Below are 23276 nucleotides of genomic sequence, written 5' to 3' on the forward strand. Positions count from 1 at the left end.
ACTCATGGTGGCGATCGACACGCAGGCCTTCCTCAAGGATCTCCACGACCTGCGGGCGATCGGCCGGTTCCGCACCGGCGTGCATCGCCCGACCTACTCGCCCCAGGACATGGAATCCCGGCGCTGGCTGATGCGGCGCCTGGAGGAATGCGGGCTCGCGCCCACGATCGACGGCGTCGGCACCGTGCTCGGGCGTCATCCGGGGGCGGGGCCGCATCTCCTCGTCGGCAGCCACATCGAGAGCCAGAACGAGGCCGGCTGGCTCGACGGGGCGCTCGGGGTGGTGGCGGGCATCGCGCTCGCGCAGGGAGGGCTGCCGGTCGACGTCTGCGCCTTCGCCGACGAGGAGGGGCATTTCGATGTCGGCTTCCTCGGCAGCCGCTCGGCCATCGGCGAGGTGACCGAGGCCGAGATCGACGGCGGCCGCAACCGCACCGACGGCACTCCCCTGCGCGAGGCGCTGGAAAAGGCCGGCCTCGCCGGACTGCCACGGATGCAGCTGGAGCCGGGACGCTACCGCGGCTTCCTGGAGATGCATATCGAGCAGGGCACGCAGCTCGAAGCGGCGGGCCAGCGCCTCGGCATCGTCACCGGCATCGTGGCGATCTGGCAGTGGCGGATCGTGATCGAGGGCGCGCAGGACCATGCCGGCGGCACCACCATGGCCGAGCGCCGGGATGCGGGCCTCACCGCGGTGCGCCTGCTCGCCGCCATCGACGCGGCCTTCCCCCAGGTCTGCGGCGAGCGCAGCACCTGGACCACCGGCCGGATCAGCCTCGATCCCGGCGCGCCGAGCATCATCCCGGGCCGGGCCGAGATCCTGTTCCAGTTCCGCGACGTGTCGATGACGGTGCTGGAGCGGATGGAGGCGACCCTGCGGGCGCTGATCCGCGAGAGCAACCGGCGCGAGCGCTGCACCGCGACCCTGCACGCACTCTCCTGCAACAGCCCGGCCCTGTGCGATCCCGGCCTGATGGACGCGCTCTCGGGGGCCGCCGAGGCCCTGTGCCCGGGCGGCTGGCAGGCGATGCCGTCGGGCGCCGGCCACGATGCCCAGAACGTCGCCAAGGTGATGCCTGCCGCGATGCTGTTCGTGCCCTCGATCGGCGGCATCAGCCACCACTGGTCCGAGGACACCCGGGAGGACGATCTGGTGCTCGGCGTGCAGGTGCTGGCCGCGGCGGCGGAGCGGGCGCTGGCCTGACGGTCCAGTCATTTGTATTTATTCAAATGAAGAATACGCTCTCCACAGGTGGGGCGTTTGTCTTGTCGTGTCTGCGCGTTGACGGTCGGTGTCTCATGCCGTAGGGCGAGCCCGAGCGTAGCCATTCGTGTAGATCCCGATCGTGACCGTGAAAACCTTCCGGGGCGCCGCCGCCGTGGCGGCCGCCCTGTCGATGACCTGTGCCGTTCCGGGCCTCGGCCTGATGCCGCAGGCGGCCAGCGCCCAGGCCGCCGCCGACGTTTCCCCCGAGATCCAGCTCGACGAGATCTCGGTCGCCGGCGGCAGCGGCAACCCGTTGAAGACCGAGGGGTATCTCGCCCGCAACACGGTCAGCGCGACCCGCACCGACACGCCGCTCCGCGAGGTGCCCCAGACCGTCGTGCCGGTGCCGCGCCAGGTGCTCGAGGACGCGGCGGCGACGCGGATCGACACCGCGCTGGATCTCGCCGGCGTCGGCCGCGCGAACAATTTCGGGGGCTTGGGCCTCACCGAGTTCACCATCCGGGGCTTTGCCACCGGCGAGTATTACCGCAACGGCTTCCCGATCAACCGCGGCTACCCGAACTCGCCCGACATCGTGTCGATCGAGCGGATCGAGGTGCTCAAGGGCCCCTCGGCCTTCCTCTATGGCCGCGGCGATCCGGGCGGCACCTTCAACATCGTGACGAAGCAGCCGACGCCTGAGCGCTCGCTTGCGATCGGCACGCAATTCGGCAGCTACAACGCCAAGCGCAGCACCTTCGACGCCACCGGCGCCCTCGACGAGGGCGGCACGGTGCTCGCCCGCCTCACCGGCGCGGTCGAGGACAACGGCAGCTTCCGCGACTTCGTCCGCGGCGACCGGTACTACCTCGCCCCCGTCATCGCCTGGAAGCCGAATGCCGACACCACGGTGACGCTGGAGGGCGAGTTCATCAGCGGCAGCCAGATCTTCGACCGCGGCATCGTGCCGTTGCGCGGCGACCTGCGGGCGGTGCCGCGCAGCCGCTACATCGGCGAGCCCGGATTGTCGCCGTTCCGCAACGACAACGCGCTCGGCCAGTTGCGCGTCGAGCATAAGCTCAACGCGGACTGGGTCATCAATGCCGGCGCGCAGCTCCTGGCCGGCAACCTCGCCGGCCAGGCGGTCCAGGCCACCGGGACCGTCGGGAACAACGGCGTGTTCTCGCGGACCTACGACCGGCGCGAACTGACCTGGTCGGACCTCGACCTGCAGATCAACCTCGCCGGCAAGTTCGAGACCGGTGCCTTCCGCCACACCCTGCTCGTCGGCCTCGAGCGCGACGCCTTGCGCTACCGCGAGGCCATCCCCCTCATCTCGAACCCCGCCATCAATCCCTTCGCCCTGAACCTGCTGGCGCCGGTCTACGGCCAGCCGCTTCCCGTCCCCACGCGGCCGTTCAGCGACTTCCTGCAGAACACCACCAGCTATGCCGGTTACGTCCAGGACCAGATCGACCTGACGCCGAAGCTCCATGCCCTCGTCGGCGTGCGGGTCGAGGACATCGCTCTCGATACGGCGAACTATATCAACAAGACGATCACGCGGCAGCAGGGCAATGCGGCGACGCCGCGCATCGGCCTGGTCTACGACGTGACCGAGATCGCCTCGATCTACGGCAACTACTCGCAGTCGTTCCGGCCCAATCCCGGCACCGACCGCACCGGCCGGCCCTTCCCGTTCCAGCAGGCCGAGAGCTACGAGACCGGCGTCAAGCTGAGCCTCCTCGACGGGCGGCTGGACGCCACCGCCGCCTTCTTCGACATCCGGCGCACCAACCAGCTCGTCACCGATCCCGTCGACCAGGGCTTCCAGACCGCCGCCGGGGCGGCGCGGAGCCGCGGCTTCGACATGAGCGTGGCGGGCTTCCTCGCCCCGGGCTGGCGGGTGATCGGCACCTACGCCTTCGTCGATGCCGCCCTTACGAAGGCCACGACCGCCCCGGTCGGCGCCCGGCTCGCCAACATCCCGCAGAACAGTTTCGCGGTACAGAGCGTCTACGAGTTCCAGGACGGCGCCTTGCGCGGCCTCGGGCTCGGCGGTGGCATCACCTATGTCGGCTCGCGCCTGGCCGGCGAAGCCCGGCCGACCTTCAAGCTGCCGGAATACACGCTCGCCAACCTGATCTCGTACTACAAGATCACGCCCGACGTGCGGGTGTACCTGAATGTCGACAACCTGTTCGACGAGCGCTACTTCGACCGGGCGTGGCAGAACCGCTACGCGACGCCGGGCCTGCCGCGCACGATCATGGGCGGGGTGGCGGCCCGGTTCTGAAAGTTTGTCTGAGCAGACTCTACTGTCGGAATATGACGGTGAGCCTGGAGACATCCCACTCCCGACCTCATCCTGAGGTGTTAGTCGATCGAAGATCGACTGACCTCGAAGGAGGGCTCCAGAAGTCACAGCGGCATCTGGAGCCCTCCTTCGAGGCTCAGCGATCTTCGATCGCCCGCACCTCAGAGCCTGTTTGAGCAGGACTTCTAACCCAAGACTTGAGGCGGGCGGGATCATCCTACCCTCTAACCTCATCCTGAGGTGCGAACGAAGTGAGCCTCGAAGGAGGGCTCCAGGGATCGCCGAGGCTTCTGGAGCCCTCCTTCGAGGTCAGCCGATTTTCAATCGGCTAACACCTCAGGATGAGGTGGAAGGGTAGGATATATCCTACTTCTTCTCAGTTTTTGTCAAATCACTCTGCTCAAACAGGCTCTCAGGATGAGGTGAGCGGGTAGGATGGCCGCACCGACCACCCCGAGTCCTGGTTGGAAATCGTGCTCGATCAGGCCCCGAGGCTGACGGGCGGAGCAGGCTCCGGCATAAGGCCGTCATGACCACGGTCCACGACTTCGCCCCCGCCGCCCCGGACGGCGCGCCCCATCCGCTGGCGCAGTACCGGGGCAAGGTGTTGCTCGTCGTCAACACCGCCTCGGCCTGCGGCTTCACCCCGCAATACGAGGGGCTGGAGGAGCTGTGGCGCCGCCACCGCGAGGCCGGGCTCGTGATCCTGGGATTTCCCTGCAACCAGTTCGGTGCCCAGGAGCCCGGCGACGCCGCCGAGATCGCCCGGTTCTGCACGCTGACATACGACGTCACCTTCCCGCTGCTGGCCAAGGTCGAGGTCAACGGGACGAAGGCCGAGCCGCTGTTCTCCCACCTCAAGCAGGAAAAGCCCGGGCTTCTCGGCACCCGGGCGATCAAGTGGAACTTCACCAAGTTCCTGGTCGGCCGCGACGGGCGGGTGATCGAGCGCTTCGCCCCGCGGGTGAAGCCGGAGGCGCTGGAGGGGGCGGTGGCGGCGGCCCTGGCCGAGACGGTGTGAGGCCATCATCCGGCCAAAATGGCCGAGCTAGACCTGAGGCGTGACGAGGTCCCGTCGCCCCGGAAGCCCGCCCATGTCCCTGTCCCGCCGCACCCTCCTCGCCGCCTCCCTGGCGGCCATCCCCGCCCTGGCCTCCGGCAGGGCCCTGGCGCAGGCGGACGGCCAGTGGCGCGCGGTGACCGGCGACAACGGCCAGCCGATCCCCAACACCCGCCTGCCGGGCGAGCTCGCCTCCGAGATCGGGACCTTGCGCGGCGTGACCTGGCTCGGGCCGCGGGAGGCCTCGGTCACCCTCTACGAGTTCTTCGACTACAATTGCCCGTGGTGCCGGGCGGCGGCGCGCGACCTCGACGACCTCGTCAAGGCCAATCCGGACCTGCGCATCGGCCTCGTCAACAACCCGATCCTGTCGGTGCAGTCGGCCCAGGCCGCCAAGGTGGCGCTGGCCGTGCAGCGCACCGGCGGCTCGCCGGCGACCGCCACGCTCTACACGGCGCTGCTGGGCCCCGGCACCTCCGGTCGCATCGACGGACCCCGGGCGCTCGAGGCGGCCGCCCGCCTCGGCCACGACCGGACCGCCATCGAGCAGGCGGCGGATTCCGACGAGGTGCGCGACGCCCTGAAAAGCCAGATGCGGCTCGCCGCCAATCTCGGCCTGCACGCCACCCCGTCCTACGTCGTCGGCACCTCGGCGCTGCTGGGCTATCCGGGGCCGAAGAGCCTCGCCCGGGTGCTCGCCAGCGTCGCCCAGTGCGACGAGATCGCCTGCGCGGGCTGAGGCCCGCCCGCCCCGCGCAACCATTCGGAAACTTTGCTGAAACCTCCGCGGCCCCGCGCCGCGGACGGCCGATCGCGGCCGTGCCGGCGAACCCGTGCCGCCCGGCCCGCCATCCGACCATGGTCGAAGAGGCGCCCCTGTCCTGCGGCGTCCCGCGCAACCGCGAGGCGCCGGATGGGTTTAAGCCCACGGCCCGCCTCAGCGATTGGCGCGCCTCCGCTCGCCTTGCGCCCCCTGAAAACCCATGCTAGGCCGGCGCCGCGCCGGGGGAGGGGGCAGTCTTCTCGCGCCGGAGCCTTTCCCATCATCGACGGGCCGCGCGCCGCCGCCGCTCTTTTCCAGACCGGCGCGATCGGCCGGACCCGTCGGGCCAGGACATGAAGAGAGAGCGCTGGTGGCTCAGAACGCATCGGAATCGGGTTCTCCCCTGGCGGGCGTCGCCGGGCGGTACGCCTCGGCGTTGTTCGAGCTCGCGCGCGACGAGCGGGCCGTTGACGCGGTGGCTGAGGGGCTCGACCGGTTCGACGCCCTGCTGACCGAGAGCGCCGACCTGCGGCGCCTCGTGCGCAGCCCGGCCTTCTCGGCTGAGGATCAGGTCAAGGCGATCGAGGCGGTGCTGGCCAAGGCCGGCATCGGGGGTCTGGCCGGCAACTTCATCCGCCTGTCGGCCGCCAACCGCCGCCTGTTCGCCCTGCCGAACATGATCCGCGCCTACCGTGAGCTGGTGCGCGAATCGAAGGGCATCGTCCGCGCCGAGGTGCGGCTCGCCGAGAAGCCCTCCGACGCGGTGCTCCAGGACATCAAGGCGTCCCTCAAGGACGTCGCGAAGGCCGAGGTCGATCTCGACCTCCGCATCGATCCGAGCCTGATCGGCGGCATCGTCGTCAAGCTCGGCTCGCGCATGGTCGACGCCAGCTTGCGCACCAAGCTGAACAGCATCCGCCTGGCGATGCAGGGCGCCCGCTAAGGGCCCCGACGCACCCGCCGCCTTACGAACAACGCCCGACACGAACGAACGAGGGAAGGTCCAGATGGACATCCGTGCCGCCGAGATCTCCGCCATCCTGAAGGAGCAGATCAAGAACTTCGGCCAGGAGGCCGAGGTCACCGAGGTCGGTCAGGTCCTGTCGGTCGGCGACGGCATCGCCCGCGTCTACGGCCTCGACAACGTCCAGGCCGGTGAGATGGTCGAGTTCGAGTCGGGCGTGCGCGGCATGGCCCTGAACCTCGAGCAGGACAATGTCGGCGTCGTGATCTTCGGCTCCGACCGCGAGATCAAGGAAGGCCAGACCGTCAAGCGCACCGGCGCCATCGTGGACGTGCCGGTCGGCAAGGGCCTGCTCGGCCGCGTCGTCGACGCGCTCGGCAACCCGATCGACGGCAAGGGCCCGATCGTTGCCGAGAAGCGCAGCCGGGTCGACGTGAAGGCCCCGGGCATCATCCCGCGCAAGTCGGTGCACGAGCCGATGGCGACCGGCCTCAAGGCGATCGACGCCCTGATCCCGATCGGCCGCGGCCAGCGCGAGCTGATCATCGGCGACCGCCAGACCGGCAAGACCGCCGTCGCGCTCGACACCATCCTGAACCAGAAGCCGGCCCATGCCGGCACCGACGAGAAGGCCAAGCTGTACTGCGTCTACGTCGCGGTCGGCCAGAAGCGTTCCACCGTCGCGCAGTTCGTGAAGGTGCTCGAGGATAACGGCGCGATGGAATACTCCATCGTCATCGCCGCCACCGCCTCGGACGCCGCCCCGATGCAGTTCCTGGCGCCCTTCGCCGGCTGCGCCATGGGCGAGTATTTCCGCGACAACGGCATGCACGCCGTGATCGTGTACGACGACCTGTCGAAGCAGGCCGTGGCCTACCGCCAGATGTCGCTGCTGCTGCGCCGCCCGCCGGGCCGCGAGGCCTATCCGGGCGACGTGTTCTACCTGCACTCCCGCCTGCTCGAGCGCGCCGCCAAGATGGGCGACGCCGCCGGCAACGGCTCGCTGACCGCGCTGCCGGTCATCGAGACCCAGGCCAACGACGTATCGGCCTACATCCCGACCAACGTGATCTCGATCACCGACGGCCAGATCTTCCTCGAGACCGACCTGTTCTACCAGGGCGTACGCCCGGCGGTGAACGTCGGCCTCTCGGTGTCCCGCGTCGGCTCCGCCGCCCAGACCAAGGCGATGAAGTCGGTCGCCGGCAAGATCAAGGGCGAGCTGGCGCAGTACCGCGAGATGGCGGCCTTCGCGCAGTTCGGTTCGGACCTCGACGCCTCGACCCAGAAGCTGCTCAACCGCGGCGCCCGCCTGACCGAGCTCCTGAAGCAGCCGCAATTCTCGCCGCTGAAGATGGAAGAGCAGGTCGCGGTGATCTATGCCGGCGTGAACGGCTACCTCGACACGATCCCGGTCAACCGGGTCCGCGCCTTCGAGGACGGCCTGCTCTCGACCCTGCGCACCAAGCACGCCGACCTGCTCGACACGATCCGCTCCTCCAAGGAGCTGTCGGCCGACAGCGGCGCCAAGCTGAAGGGCGTGGTCGAGTCCTTCGCCAAGTCGTTCCAGTAAGCCCTAAGGCTCGACACCAAAGGACGCTCCGATGGCGAGTCTGAAGGACCTGCGCAATCGCATCACCTCGGTGAAGGCGACCCAGAAGATCACCAAGGCGATGCAGATGGTCGCCGCCGCCAAGCTGCGCCGGGCGCAGATGGCGGCGGAGAGCGCCCGGCCCTATGCCGAGCGCATGGCGCAGGTGCTCGGCAACCTCGCCGCCAACCTGACGCCCGGGGCGGAGACGCCCCGGCTGCTCTCCGGCACCGGCCAGGACCGCACCCACCTGCTCGTCGTCTGCACGGCGGAGCGGGGCCTGTGCGGCGCGTTCAACTCCTCGATCTCGCGGCTGGCCCGTGACCATGCCCGGCGCCTGATGGCGCAGGGCAAGACGGTCAAGATCATCTGCGTCGGCAAGAAGGGCTACGACGTCCTGCGTCGCGAGTTCCGCGACCAGATCGTCGAGCTGATCGAGCTGCGCGGCGTGCGCCAGCTCGGCTTCGAGAACGCCGAGACCATCGCCCGCAACCTGCTCGGCCGCTACGATGCGGGCGAGTTCGACGTGGCGACCCTGTTCTACTCGCGCTTCCGCTCGGTGATCGCCCAGATCCCGACGGCGCAGCAGATCATCCCGGCGGAGATCGCCCCGTCAGAGACCGCCACCACCGGCGCCTCGGCCGACGCGGTCTACGAGTACGAGCCCGGCGAGGGCGAGATCCTCGCCGCCCTTCTCCCGAAGAACCTCACCGTTCAGATCCTCCGGGCGCTCCTGGAAAACGCCGCCTCCGAGCAGGGCGCGCGCATGGGCGCCATGGACAGCGCCACGCGCAACGCCGGCGAGATGATCAAGAAGCAGACCTTGATCTACAACCGGACGCGCCAGGCGATGATCACCAAGGAGCTGATCGAGATCATCTCGGGCGCCGAGGCGCTCTGACCGCACGCAATCAGGGATTAGCATCATGGCGAACACTGCCACCCCCGTCGCCGGCTCGACCAAGACCGGCCGCATCACCCAGGTCATCGGCGCGGTCGTCGACGTGCAGTTCGAGGGCCACCTGCCCGAGATCCTGAACGCCCTCGAGACCAAGAACAACGGCAACCGCCTCGTCCTCGAGGTCGCCATGCAGCTCGGCGAGAACACCGTCCGCTGCATCGCCATGGACACCTCCGAGGGCCTGGTCCGCGGCCAGGAGGTCACCGACACCGGCTCGCCGATCCGCGTGCCCGTCGGCGCCAACACGCTCGGCCGCATCATGAACGTCATCGGCGAGCCGATCGACGAGGCCGGCGAGATCAAGACCGAGTCGCTCCGCGCCATCCACCAGCCGGCCCCGTCCTACGCCGAGCAGTCGACCGAGGCCCAGATCCTCGTCACCGGCATCAAGGTGGTGGACCTGCTGGCCCCCTACGCCAAGGGCGGCAAGATCGGCCTGTTCGGCGGCGCCGGCGTCGGCAAGACCGTGCTCATCATGGAGCTCATCAACAACATCGCGAAGGCCCACTCGGGCTACTCGGTGTTCGCCGGCGTCGGTGAGCGGACCCGCGAGGGCAACGATCTCTACCACGAGATGATCGAGTCCAAGGTGAACATGGACCCCAAGGAGCACGGCTCCGCGGAAGGCTCCAAGTGCGCCCTGGTCTACGGCCAGATGAACGAGCCCCCGGGCGCCCGCGCCCGCGTCGCCCTGACCGGCCTCACCGTCGCCGAGCACTTCCGCGACGAGGGCCAGGACGTGCTGTTCTTCGTCGACAACATCTTCCGCTTCACCCAGGCGGGCTCCGAGGTGTCGGCGCTGCTCGGCCGCATCCCGTCGGCGGTGGGCTACCAGCCGACGCTCGCCACCGACATGGGCGCCCTGCAGGAGCGCATCACCACCACCACCAAGGGCTCGATCACCTCGGTGCAGGCGATCTACGTGCCGGCGGACGACCTGACCGACCCGGCGCCCGCCGCCTCGTTCGCCCACCTCGACGCCACGACCGTGCTGTCGCGCTCGATCGCCGAGAAGGGCATCTACCCGGCGGTGGACCCGCTCGACTCGACCTCGCGCATGCTGTCGCCGGCGATCCTCGGCGAGGAGCACTACAACGTCGCCCGCCGCGTCCAGCAGGTGCTGCAGCGCTACAAGGCGCTCCAGGACATCATCGCGATCCTGGGCATGGACGAGCTGTCCGAGGAGGACAAGCTCACGGTGGCCCGCGCCCGCAAGATCGAGCGCTTCCTGAGCCAGCCGTTCCACGTCGCCGAGATCTTCACCGGCTCGCCGGGCAAGCTCGTGGCGCTCGAGGACACCATCAAGGGCTTCAAGGGCCTGGTGGACGGCGAGTACGACAACCTCCCCGAGGCCGCCTTCTACATGGTCGGCTCGATCGAGGAGGCCAAGGAGAAGGCCCAGCGCCTCGCCGCCGCGGCCTGATCGGCAGCGACTTAAGACGGGCCCGGTCTCACGACCGGGCCCTTTCGTGCGTCTGACGAAACCGGAAACGACCTGACCCCATGGCCACCTTCCAGTTCGACCTCGTCGGCCCCGAGCGGATCCTGTATTCCGGCCCGGTCGACGCCGTGCAGCTTCCGGGTTCCGAGGGCGAGATGACGGTGCTGCCCGGCCACGCGCCCGTGCTCACCACCCTCAAGACCGGCATGCTGGTCATCACCGAGAGCCCGCAGAACGGCAAGCGGGTGCTGGTGCGCGGCGGCTTCGCCGAGATCAACGCGACCTCGCTGACCGTGATCGCCGAGCGCGCCACCCCCCTCGAGGAGCTGACCCCCGCGATCATCGACGCCGACATCGCGGCGGCCGAGCTGCTCTACGACGCCACCGACGATTACGACCGCAAGATCGAGATCGAGGGCCAGATCGCGCAGCTGCGCGAGGCCAAGGTCGCGCTGAGCTTCTGATCCTGCCGCCGCGAGGCGACGGGGCGAAGAGCGTTTCGTTTCGAGGGCGGCGGGGCACGGCTCCGCCGCCCTCGTCGTTCGTCAGGGCCGGGCTTCGGCGACGCCCGTGGCGGCGACCGGGACCGGCGCGAGCCGGATCCACGACACCCGGCCGGGCTTGAACGCGTCGCGGGCGCTCCTCCGCCACAGCGGCGGGGCATGGTCGCCGACGAGCAGGATCTCGGTCTCCGGATGGGTCAGCGCGAGGCGCGAGACCGCCGTGAACAGGTCCTGCCAGATCTCCACCATGGCGCAGACCTCCGGATCGGGAAACCGGCTCTCCGGCCGGCCGCAATCCTGGCGCGGGGTCGCCTCGCCGCGTGGCACCGGCACGTGCGAGTTCAAGGTGAGCCAGTAGACGAAGGACGGGCCCGGCGCGTCCAGCTCGGCGCCGACCACCTGCGCCAGATCGGTATCGCAGGGGCCCGGGAACGGGCCGCCGCAGCGCCTGGGGAAACGGGGCCCCAGGGTCTCGCCGAACAGGCTCGTCCGAAAGCCGGCCAGCGGGTACCAGTGCTCGCGGCCGTAGAAGCCGGCATGGTAGCCGTGGACCGAGACCGTTCGGTAGCCGCGGGCGGCGAACCGGTCGGGCAGGCAGGTCGGATCCTCCCCGGCGAAGACCTCGCGGTGCGAGCGGTAGGTGCGGCACAGCTCGCGCATCTCGGCCGAGGCGGTGGCGCCGAAGAAGGCGCTCGTGCCCGTCGTCACCATGTAGAGCCGGCGCAGGGCCGGATCGTCGAACGGTGCCGTCAGGATCGCGCGCTGGTTGCCGTCGCGCAGGACGCCCAATCCTTCGACCAGGACCATCAGGACCCGGCGCGGCGGCCGTGGCCGGTCGGGCAGGGCATCGAACCCGGACCGGGTGCTGCCCGATTCGAAGGCCTTGCCGGTGCTCGCCAGGGTGCCGAAATCGTAGGCCGTGGAGCCGTTGACGAGGCCGTCGCCGACCAGCAGCGCGGCCACCGCCGCCGCGAAGACGGGTCTGCTGCCCCGACGCATCGCCGGCCCCGCCCGCACCAGGAAGGCCAGGTAGACGAGCATGATTCCGACGACGGCGAGGGCGCCGGCGGCGTAGACCGGCGTCGCCATGAGCGTCCCCAGCACGTCGAGGTCGATCAGGTGCATCAGCGCGTCGGGATCGAGGAAGAACATCCGGGCGACGGCGGAGACGAGGTCGGCCACCATCACCAGCAGGCCGAGCGGCACCAGAACGTAGCCCGGCAGCCGGCCGGCCATGAGAGCGAGCGCCGCGTAGAGCGCGATGGCGCTGGTCCGCGGCGGCACGCCCGCGACGGTGTCGATGCAGAGGGCCGGGACGTTCGGCAGCACGAGGCCGCCGACCAGCAGGAGCAGGCAAGGGCGGTCTGGCTGGACGAGGACCGGAACACGCCGGACGAGCCGCAGAAACGCCGCGGGAACGGTAGATGCATGACGTTGGGTCATGAGGATGTCGTAGCAAGAAGCGGGTTAATTCGTTCTTCGATTTCCGCAAGGTCTTAAGTCTAACAGCCGTGAATTCAGGTTATATCCCCGGACGCGGAGTGGATCGACGTCCATCTGATCGATCGCGATCGATTGGGGGGCGACGTTCGCCGGTGGCCATGCTCGTCCTCCGGCGTCGCAGCCATGTGATGACGGGAGGAACGTCGTCCATGGGCGCGGCATCTCGAATGACTGACGCTTCTTCGGGACCGGCCTTGTGCAAGCACCCGAGCCGGCCGCCTTGTCGAACGTCGATGTCTGGCAGAACGTCGTGCCGTGAGCCGATATGGCAACGACGATATCGGCTCGACAGGAGCGGCGCTCTGCCGGTCGCGCTACCGCGGCCTCACCTCATCCGCCTGGAAAGCGCGGCGCTCCTGCACCGTTGCCTCGTCGAGCCACCGGCGAGGATTGCCGCACAGCCAGCAGGAGCACGGGGTCGGTGTGCGGGACCAGAAGGAAAGAATGGCCTGGGGTGAAGCCCGTCGGCCGGTCGCACCCCCGTGATAGTCCTGGCGAGCCTTCATCAGCCGCGCGCGATGATGCCGACGCACCCCACGATGATACTTGTCCACGAGAGAGCCTGATGCGGGCTCCGATCCCGAGTGCCCATGCACTCCATTCGAGGGGATCGGAGCCGACGCATCGAGCTCCCCGATCGTCTGACCGGTCTGCGATTCATGCCGTCACCCTACCACGGCACGGTCCGGACGCGATTCCGGGATCGCGTCGGGCACCCGGGAGCGTCGAATGCAGAAGCCGTCGCCGACGCGCGCAGTCGTCCGCCTGGCGTCGTCGCCTCACGCCTCGTCGCGCAGCACCCGCCGGATGATCTTGCCGGTGGTGGTCAGCGGCAGGCTCGCCCGGAAGGCGATCTCGCGCGGATATTCGTGGGCCGAGAGGCGCGTCCGCACGAAGGCCTGGATCTCGGCGGCCAGGGCCTCCGACGGGGCGTATCCGGGCCGCAGGACGACGAAGGCCTTGACGATCTCGGTGCGGACGGGGTCGGGCTTGCCGACCGCCGCCGCGAGCGCGACCGCCGAATGGCGCAACAGGCAATCCTCAATCTCGCCGGGGCCGATCCGGTAGCCCGACGAGGTGATGACGTCGTCGTCCCGGCCGACGAAGTGGACGTAGCCGTCCGCGTCCATCCGGCCCTGGTCGCCGGTGGTCATCCAGTCACGCAAGAATTTCCGCTCGGTGGCCTCCGGGTCGTTCCAGTAGCGCAGGAACATCACCGGGTCGGGCCGGGCGACGGCGATCTGGCCGGTCTCGTTGGGAGCCGCCGGGCTGCCGTCCGGGCGGATCACCGCGACGCGGTGGCCCGGCACCGGTCGGCCGGTCGAGCCCGCCCGCGCCACGCCGAGAGCCGCGCAGGAGGCGAGCACCAGGTTGCACTCGGTCTGGCCGTAGGCCTCGTTGATGGTGAGCCCGAGCGCCTCGCGCGCCCAGTGGAAGGTCTCCGGCCCCAGCATCTCGCCGGCCGAGGCCAGGGTGCGAAGGCGGCGCAGGTCGAAACGTCCGTTCGGATCCGCGACGGTGCGCAGCATCCGGAGCGCCGTCGGCGGCACGAAGGCGTTGGCCACCGCGAGGTCGGCCATCAGCCGGAACGCCTCCTCGGGCTCGAACTTCTCCGCCTTGCGCGCCACCACGGCGACGCCGTGATGCAGGCTCGGCAGCAGCGCGTTGAGGAGCCCCCCGGCCCAGGCCCAGTCGGCCGGCGTCCACATCCGGTCGCCGGCCCTCGGCATGAAGTCGTGCATCATGGCGAATCCCGGCAGGTGGCCGAGCAGCACCCGGTGGCCGTGCAAGGCCCCCTTCGGCGGGCCGGTGGTGCCGGAGGTATAGATCATCAGGGCCGGGTCGTCGGCCCGCGTGTCGACTGGGACGAGGTCGGGCGAGGCCGCCGCCAGGAGATCGGCATAGCCGAGCGCGCGATCCCCGGCGCCGTCGGTCGAGACGACGAGGTCGAGGGCGGGCAGCGCGTCGCGCAAGGGGCTGAGCTTGGCGACGCCACCGGCATGGGTCACGACGGCCCGCGCGCCGGCATCGCCGAGGCGGTGGAGCAGGGCTTCCGGCCCGAACACCACCGCCAGCGGAAGGGCCACGGCGCCGAGCTTGTAGATCGCCAGATGGGCCACCACCACGGCCGGGGATTGCGGCAGCAGCACCGCCACCCGGTCGCCGGCCTGGATGCCGTAGGCGCGCAAAGCGTTGGCGAAGCGGTTCGACGCCTCGCGCAGGGCGGAAAAGCTCCAGGCCTCGACCTTGCCGCTCGCCGCCACGTCGAGGATCGCGGTGCGGTCCGGATCGGCCGCGGCCCAGCGGTCGCAGACGTCGACCGCGATGTTGTAGCGCTCCGGGATCCGCCAGCGGAACCCGGAGCGCCACTCCTCGTAAGCAGTCGGGATCACGCCTCGCGCGGCGGGAACCCGCCCTCGAACGTGAAGTCGGACAGGGGGTGGCGGTTGTTCGGGGTCTCGCGGGCGCGGGTCTCCTCCGGCAGGGTCGCCGGATCCGCCTTGCGGCCGACGGCGAAGGCCGCCTCGACCCGGTGATGCGGCGGCAGGTTGAGCGCCGCCGGCGCCCGCTCGTGGTCGAAACCGGTCATGCCGTGGGCGTGCCAGCCCATCTTGACCGCCTGGAGCTGGAACAGGGCCGAGGCCGTGCCGGCATCGAAGGAGGCGCTGTAGGACGGCTTGAGACCGTCCGGGGTGTTCATCATCCCGTTCGAGGCCAGGAACACCAGCGCGCCGGCATTCTTCACCCAGCCCTGGTTGAACGGCACCAGCAGGCCGAACAGCGTCTCCCAGGCGGGGGTGCCGGGAAGGGCGTAGACGAAGCGCCACGGCTGCGAGTTGTAGCCCGAGGGGGCCCAGCGCGCCGCCTCGATCATCGTCATCAGGTCGGAGTGCGGCACCGCCTCGCCGGTGAAGGCGCGGGGCGACCAGCGCTCGAGGAAGAGCGCGTCGATCGGATGGTCGGCGGTACGGGAATTGGCGGAGGTGGTCACGGGTGGAGGATCTCCGTGGATGTCGCGCCGTCCTGCCAGCAAGCGCGGCGGTTGTCACGGGCCCGCATCCCGGTCTCTCGGAGGATCTGGCCCGCGGAAACATCATGCCGCCCCCGGTGTTGTCCCCGACACGAATGAGACGGCCGCAACGGGAGACAGCCATGGACAAGACGGATCGGGCGCGGCCCAGCTTGCGCGACTTCGACGCCTATACCGACCGCAATGGCCAGGACATGGGGCAGGATTCGCCCCTGGATGTCGGGGTGCCGCAGCGCACGCAAGCCGACATGGCCCACGACCCGATGGGCCAGGCCCGCGACGCCCGGGTCGCGTCGGACTTCAACCGCCTCGACGCGATCGGCGCGACCGACGGCAGCCAGGCCACCGAGGACGAGACGCCGCCGGAGAACCTGCGCCGGATCAGCGATCCCTCGACCGGCAGCCCCGCCGCCCGGACACCGGTCGCCCAGAACTCCGCCACCAAGGAAGCGATCGATCGGGCGACCGCCGCGGTCGGCAAGGACGAGGGAGAGTGACGCGATGACCCGCAAGCCCGACGACGTGGTGGGCAGCCAGGGCGAGCCGGCGGTCGGCGGCGGCCACCAGACCCCCGAGCAGGCCGCGATCACCCGGCAGGAGGGAGGCGGCCGCGACGAGGCCGAGCTGAAGCGCGAATGGTCCTCGGCCGGCACCCCCGGCCGGCCGCCGGTCTCGGTCGGCGGCAGCTCCGGCGGCCATTCCGACCAGGTCGCCGCGCAGGGCCCCCGCGAGGGGAAGAAGGTCGCGGACGGCGAGTACCGAACCGAGAAGACCGGCGGCAAGGTCGATTGGTGATCGACGCGACAGGAGGGGAGCACGGGATGGCGGAGCGCAAGGGCGACCGGGACGGCAAGCCGGCCCGCGACGACACGATCACCGCCGACGACCTGAAGGGCGTCGCGGCGGTGCCGCAGGACGGCGACGGCGAGGGCAACAAGTCCGGCGCCCATGCGGGGGACCGGCAGGGCGACGAGGTCGATCCGGGGGCGGGGTAGCGCGCGACCCGCGCGGGCACCCGGACCCTCCCTCGATTGCCGCAGGGCTGCCCGTGGGTCGGACAAACGAGCGCAGGTGTTCCCGGTCGTCCTGCCGCCGCGGGGGCAGGGCGAAGGGGTGGCCTACCGCAACGCCTCCAGGAGCGGCTTCAACCTGTGGCGCCGCTTGTGCTCGGTGATCAGGTCGCCGATCCGCGCCGCCCACGCCCCCTGCTCGCCCTTCGCCAGATAACCCTGCTTCGCGCAGGCGAGCCAGGCGGCGGCCTGCTCGTAGGTGTGCGGTGCCTGGGTCAGGAGGGGCTTCGCCTTCGCCTCGGAAAAGGCGATCGCCCAGGCCGGGTCGCGCTCCAGGGCGGCTTCGGCGAGACGCATCAGCACCGCCTCCTCGACAGGACCCTCGCGCCCGGCATCGGCCGCCGCCATGGCGTCGCCGACCAACCCCTCCTCCAGCAGGATCGCGATCCGGTCGGGGGCGAACGCCGCCTTGTCGAGGATCGCCAGGAGGTCGTCGCGGACCGGATCCCAGCCCGACTTGCCGGCCACCGTCCGGGCGGCCCGGTAATCGGCGAGGGTGAGGCCCTGCGCGAAGGCGGCGCGGGCGGCCTGGAGCGCGAGGTCTCGGCGCTTGCGGGCATGGGCCTCGTCGCGCAGCCAGCGTGCCAGTTCGGCCGCCGGGCCGCTGCGCCGCGATTCCACCCGGCGCAATCCCGCCTGCGCCATGTCGAGCGCCGGATCGGGATGCCCGGCCGCGTGCAGGCGGCGGGACAGAACGAGGAGCGCGCCCGGATCGGTGACGTATTTGGCCGCGCGGGCCACGGCCTCGTCGATCCGCCCGAGGCGCATCAGCATGTCGGCATGGGCCGCCTCGTCGCCGGCGGCGCGGGCGAGGTTCAGGTATTCCTCGGTGCGCTCCGCGGCCGCGAGCACCCGCAGGCGCACGGCGACGAGATCGGGGTTCTCGTCCTCGCCCGCCGGCAGGGTCGCCCCCTTCTTGCCGGCGAGCACCGCGCGCAGGGCCGGATCGTCCCAGCCCGTCATCAGGGCGGTGGTGACGAGAAAGAATCCGTCCTCAGAGGCGTAACCGTCGAGATCGTCGTCCCAGCCCTCGATCGTCTCGCGCAAGGAATCGCGCTCGTCGGCGGTGAGGTCGCTCATCAGCGCCGCCTCGGCCATCATCCGGCTGAGATCGGTGAACAGGCGGTACATGTCCTCGTCGGTCTCGACGTAATCGTCGAGCCACTGCTCGATGAACGGCTCAGCCACCGCCGTGAGGATCGTGAGCGCGTTGCGCCCATCGCCGGCCTCCAGGAACGGCACGGCCTTGCCCACCAGCTCCTTCAGCGCGTCGGTCGGGCCGTGGGCCTCGTAATCGTCCCAGTAAGCACGTTTCGGCCGCTGGCCGAGAACCGTGCGGGCCTGCGCGGCGATCGGCGCCGGATCGACCGAACCGCGGCCGGGCCGCGCGGCGAGCTCGGCCTCGATCCAGCCGGCGAGGTCGGGATCGGCTTCGGCCCGGCGCACCAGCAGGTCGGCCAGGGCCTCGCGCGGCAGGTCGTCGAGGAGCCGGCCCAGGGTCGGCCGCTGGGCCAGGGCGCCGGGCTTGCCCGCCGCGATCAGGGTCGCGACGACGTGCTTGCAGGCCCCGCCCCACTCGTAGGGGCAGGTGCAGCGGTAATCCGCCACGTCGCGATCCTTCAGCCGGATCGTGACCCGGTAGGGCTCGTCCTCGCTGCCCGCGACCGCGGCGGTGAGCCGGTCGCCCCGCCGCACGAGGTCGGAGACGGCGCCCGAGCGCACCACCGCGCGGCCACGCTCGATCACCTTCGGATCGGCGAGGTTCCGGATGGCGGCCTCGTCCGGCAGGGGCGCGTCGGCCCTCGCCTGGCCGACGGCCGTCTTGCCGCCGATGGCCGTCTCGCCACTCCGGCTCCTGCCGCTCACGCGGCGATCCGTCCTTCCAGCGGGAACACCTTCGCCGGGTTCATCAGCCAGGCGGGATCGAACACCGCCCGCACCCGCATCTGCTGGTGCAGGTCCTCCGGGTTGTACTGGACGTTCATCAGGTCGCGCTTCTCGATGCCGACGCCGTGCTCGCCGGTGAGGCAGCCGCCGACCTCGACGCAGAGCTTCAGCATCTCCTCGCCGGCGGCCTCGGCCTTCTCCATCTCGCCGGGCGTGTTGATGTCGAACAGGATCAGGGGGTGCAGGTTGCCGTCGCCGGCATGGAAGACGTTGGCGCAGCGCAGACCGTAGGATTGCGTGATCTCGCCGATGCGCTCCAGCACCCGCGGCAATTGCCCGGTCGGGATGGTGCCGTCCATGCAGATGTAGTCGGAGATGCGGCCCGTGGCGCCGAAGGCCGACTTGCGGCCCTTCCAGATCGCGGCGCTCTCGGCCTCCGATTGCGAGACCTTCAGGCTCGTCGGGTTGAAGGGTCTGGCGATCTCGACGATGCGGGCGAGCATCGCGTCGCATTCCTCCTTGCAGCCCTCGACCTCGATGATCAGCATCGCCTCGGCATCGAGCGGGTAGCCGGCATGGGCGAAGGCCTCGCAGATCGTGATCGCCTCGCGGTCCATGTACTCGATCGCCACCGGGATGATGCCGGCGCCGATGATCGCCGCCGTGCAGGCGCCGGCATCCTCGACCGTGCCGAAGCCCATCAGCGCCGGGCGCGCGCCTTCCGCCGCGCGCAGGATCCGGACGGTCGCCTCGGTGACGACGCCGAGCTGGCCTTCCGAGCCGCAGATCAGGCCGAGCATGTCGTAGCCGGCGGCGTCGAGATGGTCGCCGCCGATCTCCACCACCGTGCCGTCGATCATGACGAGCGTCACGCCCATCAGGTTGTTGGTGGTGACGCCGTATTTCAGGCAATGCGCCCCGCCCGAATTCATCGCGATGTTGCCCGCGATGGTGCAGGCGAGCTGGCTCGACGGGTCGGGAGCGTAGAAGAAGCCCTCGTGGGCCACCGCCGCGCTGATGGCGAGGTTGGTGATGCCGGCCTGGACCCGGGCGGTGCGGTTGGAAAAATCGACGTCGAGCACCCGGTTCATCTTGGCGACGCCGAGGATCACCGCATCCTCCTGCGCGATGGCGCCGCCGGCCAGCGAGGTGCCGGCGCCCCGGGGCACCACCCGCACGCCGTTCTCGTGGCAGTAGCGCATCACCGCGGCGACCTCGGCGGTCGTCGAGGGCAGCACCACGGCGAGCGGCATCCTGCGGTAGGCGGTGAGCCCGTCGGTCTCGAAGGCGCGGCGCTCGTCCTCGCTCGTCACCAGGGCCTCCGGCGCCACCAGGCCGCGCAAGCCCTCCACGATCGCGTCGCGGCGGGCGAGGATCGCGGGATCGGGCAACGGAAAGGCGATGGTCATGGCGTGTCCTCTGGCCTCGGCATCGTGTCCGACCGGTCGGGCGGTCGCTCGTGCGCCATCATAAGGCAGGCGAGGGAGCGCGCCCATCCATCCCGTCGCCCCGCACCTTCGTCCGATTGCGCCGGAGCGCGGCACAGCTTCTTTTCGCCGCACGGGACCCGTCGCGAACCGTCGGCGTTTTTAACTGTACCAAACAGCAGGCTGGGCCATATCCCGGTGGCCGGTCGCGAACGACGTCCGTTGGAGGGAACCTCATGCGTCAGCTCATCCTCGGTGCCGCCCTGGCGGCGCTCCTCCCCTTCGCCGCCCAGGCCCAGGACGCGGCGGCCGGCGAGAAGGTCTTTGCGACTTGCAAGGCCTGCCACGCCTTCGGCAAGAACGGCGTCGGCCCGGACCTCAAGGGCGTCATCGGCCGCAAGGCCGGCACCCACGAGGGCTACAACTACTCGGCCGCGATGAAGAATTCCGGCCTGACCTGGGACTCGGCCACCTTCATGGAATACATCAAGGACCCGAAGGCCAAGGTGCCCGGCAACAAGATGATCTTCGCCGGCGTCAAGGACGACAAGAAGATCAAGGATCTGGAAGCCTACCTCGAGACCCAGAAGTAAGATCGAATCCGGCCTCGGCGGTCGCCGCCGGGGCCGGATCCTCAATCGCCGATGCCGTCCCGGCCCTGGACGGCCATCAGGGTGGCGGTGAGCACCGCGACGAGTCTTTCGCGCACCTCGCCGTCCGAGACGGTTTCGGCGAACACGTCGGCCTGGGCCAGGGTCAGGGTCCGCCCGGCCTTCACCACCCGCCCCCGCGCCAGGATCCGGCGACCGGCGGCCGGGGCCAGCAGGTTGATCTTGAACTCCGCCGTCAGCACCCCGGCGCCGGGCGGCATCAGGGTCAGGGCCGCGTAGCCCGCCGCGCTGTCGGCGATGGCGCTCACCGCCCCGGCATGGACGAAGCCGTGCTGCTGCGACACCGCCGGCCCGGGCGCGAGCGCGATCTCGACGGCACCGGAGGACACCCCCTCGAGGGTCGCCCCGAGGGTCCGCATCAGGCCCTGCCGGTCGAAGCTGTCGCGCACGCGCGCCTCCGGTGTCTGGTCGCCCACGATCCCCCCTCCCTCTCGGCTTTCCTGGTAGAACCCGTTGAGCCACGGCGGCAGCCGCGCTGTCCAGCGCCCCACCCCCGAGACGCCCGAGTTCCGAGAGGCCCATGACCATCCCCGAATCCGATCACGCCGGCTGGCGCCCCTTCGATGATCCGGGCTTCCTCTCCCTGGTCGGCCCGGTCCTGCTGCGCGAGGAGGGCGGCGGCCTCAGCTTCGCGTTCCGGGCCGAGCCGAAGCACGCCAACCTGATCGGCGTGGTCCAGGGCGGCATGATGATGACCTTCGCCGACCGGGCGCTGGGCTTTGCCGCCATGCGGGCCGCCGGCGGGGCGAATTGCGTGACGGTGCAGTTCGAGATGCAGTTCGTCTCGGCCGGCCGGATCGGCGAGACGATCACCCTGACGCCCGAGGTGGTGCAGCGCACCCAGAGCCTGGTCTTCCTGCGCGGCGACGCGCGGTGCGACGGACGCATCGTCGCCGCCGCCACCGGGGTGTGGAAGATCCTGCGCCGCCGGCCGGAGGCGGATCGGGCCTGACCCGACCGGCCTCCCGGCCGGAGGCGGGGATCACTGCGTGAGCGTCGGCCGGGCGCTGGTCTGCCCGAGGCCCTGCGGCACCGGCACCTTGGTGGCGTTGTAATTCGCGTTGAGGACGAGGCGTGGCTCCTGCGACAGCGCCAGCTTCTGCGCGACGATGGCGGTGTATTCCGACCGGTCGGCGACGGTCTGATTGGCGGCGACCAGGAAGGTGCCGCGCGGCATGTAGATCGTGCCGACGAGCCGGCGCGCATCGTCGCTCAGAACCTCGAACGACCGGCCTGTCGGGGCGCCGCGCTCCTCGAAGAACAGCAGGCCTGCCATCGCTCCATCCGTCGGCGCGCTGAGCGACACGTTCGAGCGCGGCATGAACTGCATCGGGCGGGCGATGCCGTCGTACTCCGCCTGGACCGTTCCGGTGAAGTAGAAGCCGACGCCGTCGCCGCTCAGCGATGCCGGGGGGAGCCGCACCGGCACGTTCGGGCAATGCATGTGATGTTTGTCGGCCTGCGAAACGCCGTTGTGATAGCAATGGCATTGGGCAACGTCGTGCGGATGAACCTGCCCGGGGCCAGCCAGGGGATGCGCACTGTCCGTTCCGACCACGAGAGGCCCATCCTTGATGACGTAGATTCCAGGATTGAGCCTGACGACGGCGCCCGACGTGAGGATGAGCCCGCCGCAATACGTCCCGGGATCGAGAGTCTCGCTCCAGTTCCCGATCACCTTGTCAGTGTACCTGCAGCCGCCCACCGGCGGCGAAGCGCGCTCCGCGAGCGGGTCCTTGATCGCCGGGCAGCCGGTGATCGGCACGGGCCGGTAGCGCAGCGACGAGCCGGCATAGCCCCCGACCGCGCACGATTTCAGTGCGGAAAGCTGCGAGGCGTCGCGCGCGTCGATCGCCGCGGCGGAAGCGGACACCGCATAGACCGAGCAGTTGCTGGCCGAGATCCGCGCGCGGTCCCGCAGGTCGATGGCGGCCGCCGAGCTTCCGTCCAGCGCCACGACGCAGACCCGGGACGTACCGACGATCTCGGCCGCGGCCCGGACGGCGATGTCGGTCAGGTACGGCGTGACGAACTTGGTCATGATCGCCCGCTTGCGCTGCGACAGGATCACCCTCACGCCCGTGGGCGGCTGGTCCCGCTCGTTGGCCGGGGCCACCGTGTAGGGATCGTCCGGCTTCGCGACCGGCCTGCGCCTGACCGGCTCGGTCGTCACCGCGATCGGATCCCCGCCGAGCTTGTCCGCCGCCAGGCTGCGCACCTGGCCTTCCGCGACGGCCTGCGCCCGATTGCGATCGAAGCCGGAGACCTGCATGTCGGACACGACGGCGAGGGCCGTCGCGTCGGCGATGGCCTGGAGTTGCTGCTTGCGGACCAGCCACGTCGCGTAGTCGACGCCGAAGCCGACGGCGCCCATCACGATGGGGAACAGGATCGCGAAGATGAACGCGACGCCTCCTCCAGGGTGACGAGCGAAGGCGATGGCTTTGACGGCGGCGGACCGATGCATGATTATCCTGTTGAATTTCAAATCCATACCATCAGCACTTTGTAAATATAATATTAACATGAAATAATAATTATAAAACGTATTAAATTTGCCCAATCACGCCCAATCTGCTTGCTCGATTGCGATCGAATCGATTTCCGCAATCCGCTTCTACCGGCCGCCATGGATGCATGATAGGCCGTGTGAGTTGCAAGAGCCGCCGATTGCAACCCGTTCCTCTGCGTCCGTGACCCGGACACCCGGTGCTAAGCAAACTTGCGGTGGCGGCACAACGTTTCGCCCGCTTGGGTTGTTATTTCCTCGCAGGTTTTCCGCGCCGATCCGGTAGCGACTTCGGCGAAACCTGCTTCGCCCGTTCCGACGCGCCCGCTCCGGGCGGCATCGGGAACGGAGGCCGTTCCCGCGCGACGACG

The 23276-nt window shown here is 69.9% G+C and carries 21 protein-coding genes; 14 read left to right on the top strand and 7 right to left on the bottom strand.

Annotated features, from left to right (window positions below; genetic code table 11):
• Positions 1 to 4 precede the first annotated feature (4 nt).
• From F1D61_RS19255 to atpC, 9 genes are all read left to right on the top strand, one after another.
• Positions 5 to 1204 carry a Zn-dependent hydrolase gene (locus F1D61_RS19255; RefSeq protein WP_203153250.1) on the top strand — a complete coding sequence of 400 codons (1200 nt, stop codon included), beginning with the start codon at positions 5 to 7 and terminating at the stop codon, positions 1202 to 1204.
• A 193-nt stretch (positions 1205 to 1397) separates the two neighbouring features.
• Positions 1398 to 3503 carry a TonB-dependent siderophore receptor gene (locus F1D61_RS19260; protein ID WP_203159156.1) on the top strand — a complete coding sequence of 702 codons (2106 nt, stop codon included), beginning with the start codon at positions 1398 to 1400 and terminating at the stop codon, positions 3501 to 3503.
• A gap of 550 nt (positions 3504 to 4053) precedes the next feature.
• Entirely contained in the window at positions 4054 to 4545 is a 492-nt protein-coding gene (locus F1D61_RS19265) for a glutathione peroxidase (RefSeq protein WP_203153251.1), read from the top strand.
• A gap of 73 nt (positions 4546 to 4618) precedes the next feature.
• A complete protein-coding gene (locus F1D61_RS19270; protein WP_203153252.1) occupies positions 4619 to 5323 on the top strand; it encodes a DsbA family protein in 705 nt (234 codons plus the stop codon).
• Between the two features lie 394 nt (positions 5324 to 5717).
• A complete protein-coding gene (locus F1D61_RS19275; RefSeq protein ID WP_203153253.1) occupies positions 5718 to 6290 on the top strand; it encodes a F0F1 ATP synthase subunit delta in 573 nt (190 codons plus the stop codon).
• Positions 6291 to 6354: 64 nt separating this feature from the next.
• Positions 6355 to 7884, top strand: coding sequence for a F0F1 ATP synthase subunit alpha (atpA, locus tag F1D61_RS19280; protein WP_203153254.1), 1530 nt, complete (start codon positions 6355 to 6357; stop codon positions 7882 to 7884).
• A gap of 31 nt (positions 7885 to 7915) precedes the next feature.
• A complete protein-coding gene (locus F1D61_RS19285; protein WP_203153255.1) occupies positions 7916 to 8803 on the top strand; it encodes a F0F1 ATP synthase subunit gamma in 888 nt (295 codons plus the stop codon).
• 25 nt (positions 8804 to 8828) lie between these two features.
• A complete protein-coding gene (atpD, locus tag F1D61_RS19290) occupies positions 8829 to 10286 on the top strand; it encodes a F0F1 ATP synthase subunit beta (protein ID WP_203153256.1) in 1458 nt (485 codons plus the stop codon).
• An 80-nt stretch (positions 10287 to 10366) separates the two neighbouring features.
• A complete protein-coding gene (gene atpC, locus F1D61_RS19295) occupies positions 10367 to 10768 on the top strand; it encodes an ATP synthase F1 subunit epsilon (protein ID WP_203153258.1) in 402 nt (133 codons plus the stop codon).
• A gap of 81 nt (positions 10769 to 10849) precedes the next feature.
• Here the strand turns inward: atpC and F1D61_RS19300 are convergent, their stop codons facing one another.
• From F1D61_RS19300 to F1D61_RS19310, 3 genes are all read right to left on the bottom strand, one after another.
• Positions 10850 to 12250: a sulfatase-like hydrolase/transferase gene (locus tag F1D61_RS19300; protein WP_203153259.1), complete on the bottom strand. Its 1401-nt coding sequence runs from the start codon at positions 12248 to 12250 to the stop codon at positions 10850 to 10852.
• Positions 12251 to 13089: 839 nt separating this feature from the next.
• On the bottom strand, positions 13090 to 14703 hold the full coding sequence (locus F1D61_RS19305) for an AMP-binding protein (RefSeq protein ID WP_203153260.1): 1614 nt from the start codon (positions 14701 to 14703) through the stop codon (positions 13090 to 13092).
• On the bottom strand, positions 14700 to 15302 hold the full coding sequence (locus F1D61_RS19310; protein WP_203153261.1) for a nitroreductase family protein: 603 nt from the start codon (positions 15300 to 15302) through the stop codon (positions 14700 to 14702). The genes F1D61_RS19305 and F1D61_RS19310 overlap by 4 nt, the downstream gene beginning before the upstream one ends.
• Positions 15303 to 15463: 161 nt before the next feature.
• On the opposite strand from F1D61_RS19310, the gene F1D61_RS19315 reads away from it, so the two are divergent.
• From F1D61_RS19315 to F1D61_RS19325, 3 genes are read left to right on the top strand one after another with little or no spacing between them, the layout of a single operon-like run.
• A complete protein-coding gene (locus F1D61_RS19315) occupies positions 15464 to 15838 on the top strand; it encodes a hypothetical protein (RefSeq protein WP_203153262.1) in 375 nt (124 codons plus the stop codon).
• A 4-nt stretch (positions 15839 to 15842) separates the two neighbouring features.
• Entirely contained in the window at positions 15843 to 16136 is a 294-nt protein-coding gene (locus tag F1D61_RS19320) for a hypothetical protein (protein ID WP_203153263.1), read from the top strand.
• A 26-nt stretch (positions 16137 to 16162) separates the two neighbouring features.
• Complete coding sequence (locus F1D61_RS19325; RefSeq protein WP_203153264.1) at positions 16163 to 16336, top strand: hypothetical protein; 174 nt, start codon at positions 16163 to 16165, stop codon at positions 16334 to 16336.
• 123 nt (positions 16337 to 16459) lie between these two features.
• Here the strand turns inward: F1D61_RS19325 and F1D61_RS19330 are convergent, their stop codons facing one another.
• Positions 16460 to 18277, bottom strand: a complete 1818-nt coding sequence (locus F1D61_RS19330) for an SWIM zinc finger family protein (RefSeq protein ID WP_203153272.1) — start codon at positions 18275 to 18277, stop codon at positions 16460 to 16462.
• Positions 18274 to 19707, bottom strand: a complete 1434-nt coding sequence (locus F1D61_RS19335) for an FAD-linked oxidase C-terminal domain-containing protein (protein WP_203153280.1) — start codon at positions 19705 to 19707, stop codon at positions 18274 to 18276. The genes F1D61_RS19330 and F1D61_RS19335 overlap by 4 nt, the downstream gene beginning before the upstream one ends.
• A gap of 254 nt (positions 19708 to 19961) precedes the next feature.
• Between F1D61_RS19335 and F1D61_RS19340 the strand changes: the two genes are divergently transcribed.
• Positions 19962 to 20318 (top strand): c-type cytochrome, encoded by a 357-nt coding sequence (locus tag F1D61_RS19340; protein WP_203153282.1) that lies wholly within the window; start codon positions 19962 to 19964, stop codon positions 20316 to 20318.
• Between the two features lie 41 nt (positions 20319 to 20359).
• Here F1D61_RS19340 and F1D61_RS19345 read toward each other — a convergent pair whose 3' ends face one another.
• Positions 20360 to 20755, bottom strand: coding sequence for a PaaI family thioesterase (locus F1D61_RS19345; RefSeq protein WP_203159157.1), 396 nt, complete (start codon positions 20753 to 20755; stop codon positions 20360 to 20362).
• 161 nt (positions 20756 to 20916) lie between these two features.
• Here F1D61_RS19345 and F1D61_RS19350 point away from each other — a divergent pair, with 161 nt between their 5' ends.
• Positions 20917 to 21348 carry a PaaI family thioesterase gene (locus tag F1D61_RS19350; RefSeq protein ID WP_203153284.1) on the top strand — a complete coding sequence of 144 codons (432 nt, stop codon included), beginning with the start codon at positions 20917 to 20919 and terminating at the stop codon, positions 21346 to 21348.
• Between the two features lie 30 nt (positions 21349 to 21378).
• On the opposite strand, the gene F1D61_RS19355 is transcribed toward F1D61_RS19350, so the two are convergent.
• On the bottom strand, positions 21379 to 22890 hold the full coding sequence (locus F1D61_RS19355; protein ID WP_203153286.1) for a TadE/TadG family type IV pilus assembly protein: 1512 nt from the start codon (positions 22888 to 22890) through the stop codon (positions 21379 to 21381).
• Between the last annotated feature and the right edge of the window lie 386 nt (positions 22891 to 23276).

This window comes from Methylobacterium aquaticum, assembly GCF_016804325.1.
GTDB lineage: Bacteria > Pseudomonadota > Alphaproteobacteria > Rhizobiales > Beijerinckiaceae > Methylobacterium > Methylobacterium aquaticum_C.